Source organism: Paenibacillus sp. FSL W8-1187, assembly GCF_037965485.1.
Taxonomy (GTDB): domain Bacteria; phylum Bacillota; class Bacilli; order Paenibacillales; family Paenibacillaceae; genus Paenibacillus_O; species Paenibacillus_O pasadenensis.
Genome location: NZ_CP150181.1, coordinates 3,493,239 through 3,505,766, shown reverse-complemented (window position 1 = coordinate 3,505,766; position 12,528 = coordinate 3,493,239). Strand labels below are relative to the sequence as shown.

General features: G+C 64.3%; 10 protein-coding genes. 9 read left to right on the top strand and 1 reads right to left on the bottom strand.

Annotated elements, in window-relative coordinates; translation table 11 throughout:
* Positions 1–107 precede the first annotated feature (107 nt).
* The 7 genes from NYE40_RS15250 to NYE40_RS15220 are packed head-to-tail and all read left to right on the top strand — an operon-like array spanning position 108 to position 9,079.
* A complete protein-coding gene (locus tag NYE40_RS15250; RefSeq protein ID WP_228551570.1) occupies positions 108–1,712 on the top strand; it encodes an IucA/IucC family protein in 1,605 nt (534 codons plus the stop codon).
* Positions 1,687–3,465 carry an IucA/IucC family protein gene (locus NYE40_RS15245; RefSeq protein WP_028597080.1) on the top strand — a complete coding sequence of 593 codons (1,779 nt, stop codon included), beginning with the start codon at positions 1,687–1,689 and terminating at the stop codon, positions 3,463–3,465. The genes NYE40_RS15250 and NYE40_RS15245 overlap by 26 nt, the downstream gene beginning before the upstream one ends.
* Positions 3,462–4,241: an aldolase/citrate lyase family protein gene (locus NYE40_RS15240; protein WP_028597079.1), complete on the top strand. Its 780-nt coding sequence runs from the start codon at positions 3,462–3,464 to the stop codon at positions 4,239–4,241. Before NYE40_RS15245 ends, NYE40_RS15240 begins: the two co-directional genes overlap by 4 nt.
* Positions 4,238–5,545, top strand: coding sequence for a type III PLP-dependent enzyme (locus NYE40_RS15235; RefSeq protein ID WP_101807784.1), 1,308 nt, complete (start codon positions 4,238–4,240; stop codon positions 5,543–5,545). Before NYE40_RS15240 ends, NYE40_RS15235 begins: the two co-directional genes overlap by 4 nt.
* Positions 5,439–7,301 (top strand): IucA/IucC family protein, encoded by a 1,863-nt coding sequence (locus NYE40_RS15230; RefSeq protein ID WP_240478898.1) that lies wholly within the window; start codon positions 5,439–5,441, stop codon positions 7,299–7,301. The genes NYE40_RS15235 and NYE40_RS15230 overlap by 107 nt, the downstream gene beginning before the upstream one ends.
* Before the next feature lie 41 nt (positions 7,302–7,342).
* Positions 7,343–8,398 carry a 50S ribosomal protein L11 methyltransferase gene (gene prmA / locus NYE40_RS15225; protein WP_028597078.1) on the top strand — a complete coding sequence of 352 codons (1,056 nt, stop codon included), beginning with the start codon at positions 7,343–7,345 and terminating at the stop codon, positions 8,396–8,398.
* A 6-nt stretch (positions 8,399–8,404) separates the two neighbouring features.
* Positions 8,405–9,079, top strand: coding sequence for a site-2 protease family protein (locus NYE40_RS15220; protein WP_028597077.1), 675 nt, complete (start codon positions 8,405–8,407; stop codon positions 9,077–9,079).
* A gap of 618 nt (positions 9,080–9,697) precedes the next feature.
* Here NYE40_RS15220 and NYE40_RS15215 read toward each other — a convergent pair.
* Positions 9,698–10,009, bottom strand: a complete 312-nt coding sequence (locus tag NYE40_RS15215; RefSeq protein WP_028597076.1) for a hypothetical protein — start codon at positions 10,007–10,009, stop codon at positions 9,698–9,700.
* A 330-nt stretch (positions 10,010–10,339) separates the two neighbouring features.
* Here NYE40_RS15215 and NYE40_RS15210 point away from each other — a divergent pair, with 330 nt between their 5' ends.
* Both NYE40_RS15210 and mtaB read left to right on the top strand, forming a co-directional pair.
* Entirely contained in the window at positions 10,340–11,143 is an 804-nt protein-coding gene (locus NYE40_RS15210) for a 16S rRNA (uracil(1498)-N(3))-methyltransferase (RefSeq protein ID WP_101807783.1), read from the top strand.
* Positions 11,131–12,489, top strand: coding sequence for a tRNA (N(6)-L-threonylcarbamoyladenosine(37)-C(2))-methylthiotransferase MtaB (gene mtaB / locus NYE40_RS15205; protein WP_153783847.1), 1,359 nt, complete (start codon positions 11,131–11,133; stop codon positions 12,487–12,489). The genes NYE40_RS15210 and mtaB overlap by 13 nt, the downstream gene beginning before the upstream one ends.
* Positions 12,490–12,528: the final 39 nt, after the last annotated feature.

Below are 12,528 nucleotides of genomic sequence, written 5' to 3'. Positions count from 1 at the left end.
ATTCGCCCTGCTGCGGACGATTCTAAGAAAGAAGGTCGATGTCATTGCTCGGGAATCGGCAGCATGACGCCCAGAATGAGGCAAACCGGCATACATGCAGAACCTTGTTGAACTGTTATATCCGGGAGTTCGGCCAAGCATCCCGGTTTTTCGTCACGCCGGAGCTGGACTACTCGGTAACGTTTCCGGCCAGCGGCATTACGCTCGCCGGCAAGCTCGTCCGCCGGTCGGCCATCGGCGAGCACCGGTACAAAAGCTTCCTGCACGACGGACGGCCGCTCGACAGCGCCGAGCTGGCGCGATGGATCGCGCAGGAGATGGCGGCGGAAGCTCCATCGCTCGATCGACGCCTGCAGGAGCGGTTCCTGCAGCAAGTCGCGGGCAGCCGGCAGACGCTGGCGCTGTTCATGAGCCAGCCGGAGTCGGCGCTGCCCGACGGCTATCTCACCTCCGAACAGTCGCTGCTGCACGGACATCCGTTCCATCCGTTTCCCAAAAGCGTGCTCGGCTTTAGCGAGGCGGATGTCCGGCGCTACAGTCCGGAGCTGAAGGCTTCGTTCCGGCTGTGCTACATGGCGGTGCGCAGCGACAAGTTCGAGGAGGAATGGATCGGGGGCAAGCCCCGCATCGCAGATCCGCTCCAAGCGGTCGAGCAAGCTTCGCTGGAGCTTGGAGCATCGGCCTCGCTTTACCGGCTGCTGCCGGTCCATCCGTGGCAGTACGAGCATGTGCTGTCGCTGGAGGAAACGGGCGAGTATGTGCGGGAGCGCCAGATCGTGCCTCTCGGTCCGTGCGGCCCGCTCTGTCATCCGACCTCGTCGGTGCGGACTGTCTATGTGCCGGAGATGCGCTGCAACATCAAGCTGGCGCTGGATGTCCAGATCACCAATATGAAGAGGGTCAATACGAGGGAGCAGATGCGACGGACGATGGATGCCGCGTCCTACTTGCTGCAAAGCGGCTGCTTCGAGCAAGAGCCTCATACGCAGGTGGCGTACGAGGAAGGAATCGCGGCCTGCCGGATGCCGCGGGAGGAGCTGACCGCGCTGCTCGCGGTCGCGTACCGCCCGATCGAGTTCGATCCCTCCTGCACGTTCGTCATGTCCAGCCTGATCGAGACGAAGGCCGGGGATGACAAGCCGCTGCTGGCCTCGCTGATCGACAGCGGGCAGGCGGAGGCGTGGTTCCGCCGGTATTTGGACCTCTCGCTGCTGCCGATCGTGCGCGCCGCGGAGGAGAAGGGCATCCATTTCGAGGCCCATCTGCAAAATACGCTGCTTTCCATCCGCGACGGAATGCCCCGCTCGTTCGTGATCCGGGATCTGGAGGGCGTGAGCGTCGATCGCGGCCTCGCCGCCCCCGGCGCGCAAGGGCCGCTCTTTTATGAGACAAAAGACGCCTGGGCGCGCACGAGCTATTATTTCATCGTCAATCATCTCGGCTCCTTCATCCACGCCCTGTCCGCGTCGACGTGCAGCAGCGAGAAATCGTTCTGGGCAATCGTCCGCGACGTTCTCGAGCGGGAGCTGGAGCGAAAGGGCGGCGAGCTGCCGTTCGTCCGGCATCTGCTGACGGCGGACACGTTCCTCGCCAAGCGGAACATGGCGAGCTGCCTGGCCGGAACGAGCGAGACGCCGGCTTATGTGCCGGTAGACAATTTAATGAGACGGATAAGGAGTGTAGCGGATGCGGCAGACAAGCAGCTTGTCTAGAGCAGAGATCGTCGCCGGCGAGGTGGCGGACAGAGTGATGCGCCAGACGCTGCAGGCTCTTTTGTTCGAAGGAGTGCTGCAGGCGCAGCGGGACGGGAGAGAGTGGACGCTGCTCGGGCGCAAGGAGGACGGCTCGGCGGTCCGGTACTCGTTCGAAGCGGATGTGAAGCGGAGCTTCGGGCGGATCCGGCTCGTCCCGAACTCGATCCGCCGCGAAGGAGCGGCGGACTTCAGCCTGTACCTCTTTCTGGAGGAGGTGCTGCAGCATCGGCTGGAAGGATCCCGGTTGAGCGGCTTCCTCCACGAGCTGACGGAGACGTTTGTCAAGGACAGCCAGTCGAGAGCGGCGCAGGCCGAGCGAATTCCGGCCGCGGAGCGGCGCTATGAAGCGCTGGAGAGCCATATGGCGGACGGGCATCCGTATCATCCGAGCTACAAGTCGCGGCTTGGCTTCAGCCTGGAGGACAACGAGAAGTACGGACCCGAATTCGACCGGCCGATCCAGCTGCAATGGGTCGCCGTCAACGCCGCCTTGCTCGATGCGGCGCTTTATCCGGGACGCTCCCTGGAGGAGCTGTACGATCGGCATCTGACGGCCGGCGACAGGAGCCGGTTCGCCCTCGCGCTGAGCGAGCGCGGCGCTTCGGACAAGAGCTACGCGTTTGTGCCCGTCCATCCCTGGCAGCTCGAGAACATGCTGCCGAACGTATTCGCCGAGCAGCTGGCAAGCGGCGACATCGTTCCGCTCGGCGCGGCGGAGGGCCGCTATCGGGCGCAGCAGTCGATCCGCACGCTGGCGAGCCGGGAGCGGACGGATGCCTCCTATGTCAAGCTTTCGCTGAGCCTGACGAATACGTCGACGAGCCGCATCCTGGCCCATCATACGACGCAGAACGCTCCGCTCGTCAGCGCCTGGCTGGAGCGCATCGCGAGCAGCGACGAAGTGCTGCAGGCCGCCGGGTTCGGGCTGCTGAAGGAGGAGGGAGGCGTATCGTTCCGCTACGACGCGCTTCCGCCGCTGCAGTATCGGACCGCCTACGGCACGCTTGGAGCGATCTTTCGGCAAAATGTGTCACAGCATCTGCAGCCGGGCGAGGAGGCCTGGCCGCTCAACGCAGCGCTGCTGCGCCAGAAGAACGGCGAGCCGTTTCTCCGGGAAGCGATCGAGCGCCACGGCGTGGAGCGGTGGAGCCGCCGGCTCATCGCGGCGGCCGTCGTGCCGATCGCGCATCTGCTGTATGCCCATGGCATCGCTCTCGAATCCCATGCGCAGAACATCATCCTCGTCGTGGAGGATCTGCTGCCCAAGCGGATCATCGTAAAGGATCTGCATGACGGGGTGCGCTACGTCCCGGACAAGCTGCTGCGGCCGGATTGGCAGCCGGCGCTGCATCCCGAGCCGGAGACGCATCGCAAGTTCAACCGCTATTCGTTCCTGCAGGCGCAGACGGCGGAGGATGTGCGCGATTACGCCTATGATGCGTTCTTTTTCATCTGCATGACCGATCTCTGCTGGGCGCTGGAGGAATTCGGCCTGAGCGAGAGCGAGTTTTGGAGAAGCGTCGCGCAAGCGATCGCCGACTATCAGCGCCGGCATCCGGAGCATGCGGAGCGATACCGGATGTTCGACCTGTTCGGAGATGACGCGCGGATCGAGGAAATGACGAAGCGTCGCATTTACGGCGACGGCGAGCTGTACTTCCGCGCCGCTCCGAACCCGCTTCGCCAGGCGAGAGAAGAGCTCGGGACATGAGGCCGAACCGGCTGAAGGCCAAGCTGCGGGAAGGGCAGCAGGCATGCGGACTGTTCGTCTCGATTCCCCATCCGATCGTCGTGGAGCTGATCGGTCGCGCGGACTACGACTTCGTCATCATCGACCTGGAGCATGCCTCGACGAATTGGGAGACCGTCGAGGATATGGTGAGGGCGGCGGAGCTGCACGATCTGACGCCGCTCGTCCGCATATCCGCGGTGGATCGGATCGAGATCCTCAAGGCGCTCGACTGCGGCGCCCAAGGAATCGTCATCCCGGCCGTGGAAGCGCCGGAGCAGCTGGAGGAGGCGGTTCGGCACGCCTTTTATCATCCGGTCGGCAGGCGCAGCCTGAACAGCGGCCGTCCAGGCGATTTCGCCAAATACCCGCTGACCGACTATATCGTCCGGGCGAACGAGGAGCTGATGATCGTGCCGATGATCGAGAGCGCGGAGGGCGTCCGCCGCAGCATGGACATCTTGAGCGCTCCGCATGTCGATTTTGTGCTGGAGGGGGCGGCGGACCTTTCGCAGTCGCTCGGGGTGCCGTGGCAGACCGAGCATCCGGCGGTCGCGGCGGCGCTGGACCAGCTGCATGCCGCCGCCGTCGCTTGCGGCGTCCCTTATGCGGCCGTACTGCGTGGCAAGGACGGCCATCGGCGGTGGAGCGAGCGCGGCGTGCGCATTTTCGTGCTCGGCGACGACCGCAACACCGCGTTTCGGGCCTACGCGCAAAAGAAGGCGGACTATGCGGCAGGAACGGAGATGAGCTCATGAAGCGGCAAGTGGAGGCGCTGATCCAGCAATGGCAGCGGCAGAAGAGCGATCCGGTCTGCGCCTATGTGTACGATCTCGAAGGCATCCGGCGGCATGCCTCGTCCCTGCTGCCCGGCTTGCCGCGTCAAGGCAAGCTGTTCTACGCGATCAAGGCGAATCCCGATCCGCGCCTGATCGAGGCGCTGCTGCCGGTCGTCGCCGGCTTCGAGGTCGCTTCGATCGGGGAGCTGCGGCGAGTGCGGGAGGTGTCCGCAGAGGCGCGCATCCTGTTCGGCGGGCCGGGCAAGAAGGATGCCGAGCTGGAGGCGGCGCTGGAGCTCGGCGTGGCCTATCTCCATGTCGAGAGCCTGCTCGAGCTGCGCAAGATCATCTGGATCGCCGCCCGCCGGAGGCAGCCGGTCGAGGTGCTGCTGCGGGTCAACCTGAGCTCGGGGCAGCTGCCGCAGACCGCGATTGTCATGGGCGGACGGCCGAGTCCGTTCGGAATGGACGAATCGCATCTGGAGGAGGCGCTCGCCCTGCTCCGTTCGCCGGACAATCGGTTCGTCCTCTGCCGCGGACTTCATTTCCACTCCTTGTCGAACAATCCGGATGCCGAGCTGCATGCCGCCATGATCGAGCTGTACGTGGCCAAAGCCGAGGAGTGGAAGGCGCGCGGGCTCGACATCCGCGTCCTCAATGCCGGCGGCGGCTTCGGCGTGACGTACGACGGGACGCCGGGCTTCGACTGGGAGCGGTTCACCGGCCTGCTGCGGGAGCGGGGCATCGAGGACCGTCTAGGAGAAACGGAGCTGTTTTTCGAGCCGGGCCGGTTCATCGTCGCGAACTACGGCTGCTACGCTGCCGAGGTCGTCGACATCAAGAGCTCGCACGGACGGCATTTCGCCGTCGTGCGGGGCGGGACGCATCACAACCGGCTGCCTGCTTCCTGGGGGCATGACCATCCGTTCCATGTCGTGAGCTCGGAGCGCTGGCCCTATCCGTTCGAGCGCCCCTCCGTGGAGGGCGGGCTGGTCACGATCGCCGGCGAGCTGTGCACGCCGAAGGACCGGCTGCATGCGGACGCTTCCGTAGAGAGGCTGCGGGTCGGCGACGTGGTCGTGCTCGAGCAGTCCGGAGCCTACTGCTGGACGATCTCGCATCATGATTTTTTAGGTCATCCGCATCCGGAATTTCACTATTTGACAGGGGGAAACGATGATGCAGACGGCCAAGGTTCCGATCGAGGGCAGCGAGGCGCAGCGTCAGATCATGAAGGATCTGATGGATGCGCTGCTGTTCGAGGAGCTCATTCCGCTCGATGACCGCGTCGCGGGCCCGCTCGCCGCTCGGCCGGAGCTGGCGCCGCTGTTCAACGGAAGCGGCAGCTCGCTCGTCTATGACGGAGCGCTCCGGTTCCTGTTCGAGCCGGGCATCCGGCAGCGGCATGTGTGGGATGCGGCTTCTCCGGTCTATGTCCGAAACGGGGAAGGCGGCTGGAGGCAGACGGCCTCGCCGCGGGAAGCATGCGAGGCCGTGTTCCGGGCCGTCCTGTCGCCGGAGGCGTTCGCCAGGCGCGGGACGAGCGAATTTCTGGAAGGGCTCGACATCGCGGCTCGCCAGCTGGAGCTGAGCTTGGAACGGACGGCTGAGCCGCTCGGCTTCGCGCCGCAGACGCCGTTTGCCTGGCTGCTTAAAGGCGAGAGGATCGCTTCGCTGCGCGACCGTCCGTTCCACCCTCTCGCCAAGGCCAAAATCGGCTTGTCGGATGAAGACTACGCCGCCTGCATGGCCGAGTTCGGCCGGCCGGCCGCGATGCGCTGGGTCGCGGTCAAGCAGGAGAGCATCCAGCGGGGCAGCCTGGCGGACGAGGCCGAGCCGCTCGATCTGCTCGACGGGCGGGAAAGAGCCGCTGTGGAGGCCGAGCTGGCGCACAGGCGGCTGTCGGAAGCCGGCTACATGGCGCTGCCCGTTCATCCTTGGCAGCTGGAGCACAAGATCAAGCCCGAATTCGGAGACGAGATAGCCGACGGGACGATCGTCGTGCTGGACGTCGAGGCGGGCCGCTTCCTCGCGACCTCCTCGATCCGGACGTTCGCCTCGCCGGACGATCCGGAGCGGATGCTCAAGCTGCCGCTCAGCGTCCTGTCGCTCGGCGCCGCCCGCTACTTGCCGGTCGTCAAGCTGCTGAACGGACTGGCGGGCGAGCGGATGTTCCGCGAGGCGCTCGCCCGGGACGCGGCGCTGGCGGACCGCGTCTTCTTGTGCGAGGAGCGCAACTGGTGGGGGTTCTTGCCGGAGCCGATGGGGCTGTTCGACGACCGCCCCCGCCATCTCGCCGCGCAGATCCGCAAGCTGCCGGCGGAGGCGCTGGCCGAGGGCCGCAGAGCCGTGCCGATGGCATCGCTCGGCGTGCAGAGGAAGGAGGGCCATTTCCTCTCGGAGCTGCTCGGAAAGGACGTATCCGCGGAGGAAGCGGCCGCCTTCTACGAAGAAACGGCCGAGCTGTTCTACGACATCGTCATGCGCCTGTTCAAGATCGGCATCGTGCCGGAGATCCACGGCCAGAACTGCTGCCTGGTGCTGAGCGGCAATCGTCCGCACGGCCTGCTGTTCCGCGACCACGACTCCGTGCGGCTGCATCCGGCTTATCTCGAGCGGCACGGCATCGGCGACCCGCTCTACCGCATCCGTCCCGGCTACTCCAACAGCCTGTACAACGAGACGCCGGAAAAGCTGATCTTTTATGTGCAGTCGCTCGGCACGCAAGTCAATCTGGCGTCCATCCTGGAATCGCTGGCCGCCGCATACGGCATTCCGGAGCGGCGGCTGTGGCGCTCGACCGAGAGCGCCTGGCGCAAGGCATTCGCCGCTGCCGGGCTGCCGGAGCAGGATCGAGGCCGCCTCGAGCGCGCCATTTTCGAAAGCGAGGAGTGGCCGCTCAAGCAGATCGTCGTTCCGCTGCTCGAGTCCGACGGAGTGCCCGGAGCGATGCCTTCCGGCAAAGGGACCGGAGCCAATCCGTTCCAGCTGCTGAGGCGCTCGCATTTTGAAACCCCTCTCCGATCTGGTGTAAGATAGACGGGATAAGCCAGTAGGCGAAGAGGAGTGGGGCTGCACCGATGAAATACCATGAACTGACGATCTATACGACCGAGGAAGCGGTCGAGATGATTTCCAATTTCCTGCATGAGCAGGGAGCGGGAGGCGTGTCGATCGAGGAGTCCGGCTCGCTGGAGCGGCGGCGCGACCTGAGCTTCGGGCAGTGGTACGAGCTGCCGCTGAACGACATCCCGGAGGGCTTCGTCGTCATCAAGGGCTACTTCAACGAAGACGAGGACATGGACGCGCATGTGAAGGCGGTCCGTCCCCGCATCGAAGAGCTGCGGACGTACGAGATCGACCCCGGGCCGGCCGACATCTCGGTCGTGACGGTCGACGAGAACGACTGGGCGACCGCCTGGAAGCAGTATTTCAAGCCGATCCGCGTCTCGGAGCGGCTGACGATCAAGCCGACCTGGGAAGAGTACGAGGCGACCTCGGAGGAGCTGGTCATCGAGATCGATCCCGGCATGGCGTTCGGCACCGGCACGCATCCGACGACGTCGCTCTGCCTGCGCGCGCTGGAGTCCACGGTCCGCGAGGGCGACGAGGTCATCGACGTCGGCACCGGCTCCGGCATTCTGGCGATCGGAGCGGTCAAGCTCGGCGCGAGCCGCGTGCTCGCGGTCGACCTCGACCCGGTCGCCGTCTCGAGCGCGATCGAGAACGCCCGCCTGAACGGGCTCGAGGACCGCATCCAGGCGCTCCAGAGCGATCTGCTCGGCGTGCTCAAGATCAGCAGCGGCGAGGCGTCCTCCTGGAGCTCCGAGTCCAATCCGATCGAGGCCAAGGTGCGGGCGGAGCTGGCCGAGCGGGCCGTGAACGAGCCGCTGATCGTCCGCGTGCCGTGCGACCTGATTGTCGCCAACATCCTCGCCGAGATCATCCTGCTGTTCCTCGACGACGTCTATGCGGCGCTGAAGCCGGGCGGCACGTACATCGCCAGCGGCATCTACGAGAACAAGGAAGAGACGGTCGCCGCGGCGCTGCTCGCCGCGGGCTTCGAGATCGTCGAGCGCGTCCGCGAGGACAAATGGATCGCCTTCGTGGCGGCGAAGCCGAAAGGCGAAGGGTAGGCGCGGATGGAGGGATTGCAAAGCCTCATTCGCTTTCCGCTCGACGAGCTGCCGTTCATCGCGCTCGTGCTCATCATCGCGTTCACGCTGCATGAGTTCGCGCATGCCTATGCCGCGTACAAGTTCGGCGACGATACGGCGTACAAGCAAGGCCGGGTGACGCTCAATCCGGCCGTGCATCTCGATTTCCTCGGCACGTTCCTGATCCTGATCGCCGGCTTCGGCTGGGCGAAGCCGGTGCCGGTCAACCCGCTCAACTTCAAGCGGCCGCGTCTCATGAACATCGTCGTCGCGCTCGTCGGTCCGCTCAGCAACCTGGTGCTGATGGCGGTCGGCGCGTTTTTATGGCAGCTTTTCAACTCGACGGATCTGCTGCTCGGCGCTTCGGATCGCGTCGTCGAGGCACTTTCGATCTTCCTGCACTACTTCATCTATCTGAACGGCATGCTGTTCCTGTTCAACCTGCTGCCGCTGCCGCCGCTCGACGGCTATCGCATCCTGTACGAGCTGCTGCCGCGCCGCACGCGCATCCAGCTCGATCAATACTCCCAGTGGGGCATCCTCATCTTCTTGCTGATCGTCTTCATCCCGGCGCTCAATCGAGCGACGCTGCAGCCTTATCTGGCTCTTGTCGGAGATCTGCATGGCATGTTCCGAACGTGGTTTGAAGCTCTTTTTTAATCGTACTCCCAATCCGCACGGCAAGAAGGACAAAGCGAGATCGTCTCGCTTTGTCCTTTTTCACGTTCATCTAGTTGAAGCGGCCGCCTTCTTAGCCCACCTCTGTAAAGGACCGATCGGGAAGCAAGCGGTACCGTTGCAGCTGCGCTCTATTCCGCTCCGTGAGATTCCATGACACCGACGCATCGTCCCAATCGCGCGTATCGTCCCAATCCCGTATCGTCCCACTTGCGCGAATCGCACCGTCCGGAGGCGCTCGGTTTTGCGTGCGGCTGTTGCAGTCGAAGTGTAAAGGAGAGGGCCGCTGACGACGAATCAGATCGTTAGAAGCTCCGAATGGGGCGGCTCAAGCATCTAACGACGCGTGAAGAGCTTAGCCGTGCAAAATAGTCGAAAAAACGTGCGGAAACAGGCGAAAGGCGGTTCTAAGCGTCTGATTCGTCGTTAAAAATTTGGAGACGCGGAAAAAGGGGTTCTAAGCGTCTGAGGAGTCGTTAGATTCGGGCGGGGACGTTCCTTGCAGGGAACGAAAATTCGGCAACATCTGCTTCCTTCGGAGGTTGCAAACACGCGGAGGCTGCAAACACGCCCTAGCCGGTTGAATGCGCACTCTAGCAGCTAATGGCAGTTCTGCTCGAGCTGGACCTCGGTCCCCTTGAGCGTCAACGTGGAAAACCCGCTGGCATATTCCGTGTACCCGCATACGACCGTCTTCACGGAATCGCGGTCGCCGCCGATCCGGTACTCCACGTAGATCGACCCTTCCCCGGCATGCTCCAGCGCCGGCTTGAACGTCGCTTTGCGCCCGTTGTCCACAGTCCGGGACAAGCGGTCCAGCGAGCTCACGCCTTCGATTCCCGAACCGTCCCGCGAGCGGATGGAGATCGCCAGCACGTCGACGCTCTTGCCGGACTGGTTGTCGACGGTCAAGCGGAAGGGCCGGAACTCCTTCGAGAGGGAATAAAGAGGGAACCCGACGAGAAACAGGCCAGCGATGGCAGCGAGGATCAGCACGGCTAGTCCCCGATAGACCCATGGCGGGACAGGCGGTTTCGGCCGCGCCGCGCTCCCTCCACTCCCATGCCGGTCCTCATCATGCATGACATCGCCCTCTTTCCATCATTCTGGATTTCTATCCCAATAGACGGAAGATCCGCATGGAATGTATCGCCAAGCGGCGGCTTGCCCGCCGCCCGCATGGATTTTCATCCGCAAAAGGTGTATGATGGAGGATGACTTTTACGATACAGGGGTTATGAGATGCAGCGATATTTCGTCTCGCCGGAGCAGTTCGGCGATTCCACGGTCGTCCTCCGCGGGGAGGACGCCCATCATATGGTCAAGGTCATGCGCATGAAGGCGGGCGACGAGGTCATCGTCGCCGACGGCGTCTCGCTCGAGGCGCGCGTCGTGCTGAGGGAGCTGTCGGCGTCGGAAGTGACCGCCGACATCGCCGAGCGGCTGCCGATGGACCGCGAGCCGCTTTGGCGCGTGACGGTCGCCCAGGGCTTGCCCAAGGGGGACAAGATGGAGCTCGTCATCCAAAAAGGGACGGAGCTCGGCGCCTTCGCCTTCCTGCCTTTTCAATCCGAGCGGATGGTCGTGCAGTACGACGCCCGCAAAGAGGCGAAGAGGCTGGAGCGCTGGGGCAAAATCGCCAAGGAGGCGGCGGAGCAGGCGCATCGCAGCCGCCTGCCCGAGGTGCGGGAGGTGCATGGCTGGAAGCAGCTGCTCGCCGACGTGCCGCGGCATGATCTGGCGCTGTTCTGCTACGAGGAAGAGGGCCATGCTCCAGGCGCCCTTACGGGACTGGGCGACCGCATCCGGCAGGCGCGCGAGAGCGGCGTCCTGAAGGACGGCGAGCCGCATGCGGTGCTGCTGGTCGTCGGGCCCGAGGGCGGCTTCAGCCCCCGCGAGGCGGAGGAGATCCAGGCGGCGGGCGCGCTCGCGGCAGGCCTGGGACGGAGAATATTGCGGGCCGAGACGGCGGGGCTGGCGGGACTGGCCGCGCTCATGTACGAGTCCGGAGAAATGGGAGGAAGAGGAACGTCATGCCATCGGTAGCCCTTCACACCTTAGGCTGCAAAGTCAACTTTTACGATACCGAGGCGATCTGGCAGCTGTTCAAGAACGAAGGCTACGAGCAAGTGGACTTCGATACGGACAAGGCCGACGTCTATCTCATCAATACATGCCATGTCACCAACACGGGCGACAAGAAGAGCCGGCAGGTGATCCGCCGCGCGATCCGGCGCAATCCGGACGCGGTCATCGCGGTGACGGGCTGCTACGCGCAGACGTCGCCGGCGGAGATTCTCGACATCCCGGGCGTCGACCTCGTCATCGGCACGCAGGACCGCGAGCGGATGATGGACTACGTGCGCCAGGTGCAGGCCGAGCGCGTCCCGGTCAACGCCGTCCGCAACATCATGAAGACGCGCGAGTTCGAGGAGCTGGACGTGCCCGACTTCGCCGACCGCACGCGGGCGTTCCTGAAAATTCAGGAGGGCTGCAACAACTTCTGCACGTTCTGCATCATCCCGTGGTCGCGCGGCCTATCGCGCAGCCGCGATCCGCAAAGCGTCGTCGCCCAGGCGCGCAAGCTCGTCGAGGCCGGGTTCAAGGAGATCGTGCTGACCGGCATCCATACGGGCGGCTACGGCGACGATCTGGACAACTACAAGCTGTCCGACCTGCTTTGGGATCTGGACAAGGTGGACGGGCTGGAGCGCATCCGCATCAGCTCGATCGAGGCGAGCCAGATCGACGAGGACATGATCGAGGTGCTGAACAAGTCGCCGAAAATGTGCCGCCATCTGCATGTGCCGCTTCAGGCCGGGGACGACACGGTGCTGAAGCGCATGCGCCGCAAGTACACGACCGAGGAATACGCGGCGACGATCCGCCGCCTGCATGAGGCGATGCCGGGTGTCGCCATCACGACCGACGTCATCGTCGGCTTCCCGGGCGAGAGCGAGGAGCAGTTCGAGGCGGGCTACGCGTACATGAAGGAGCTCGGCTTCTCGGAAATGCATGTCTTCCCGTACTCCAAGCGGACCGGCACGCCGGCCGCGCGCATGGAGGACCAGGTCGACGAGGCGGTCAAGAACGAGCGTGTCCACCGGCTGATCGACTTGTCGGAGACGATGCAGCTCGCTTATGCCGAGAAGTACGTCGGCCAGACGCTGGGCGTCATCCCGGAGCGCGAGCACAAGGGCAGCGCGCCGGGCTCGGGCCTGATGATGGGGTATACGGACAACTATATCCAGGTCGTCTTCGAAGGAGACGAGTCGATGATCGGCAAGCTGTGCCGCGTCGAGATCACGGAAGCGGGCGTCAACGAGAGCCGCGGACGCCTCGTCGAGGTCGTGCAGGAGCAGCCGGCAAGGCTGGAGAAGGCAGGAGCCTGACATGCGGCGCCGCGCCGTCAAGATCAGATCGGGGAGGAT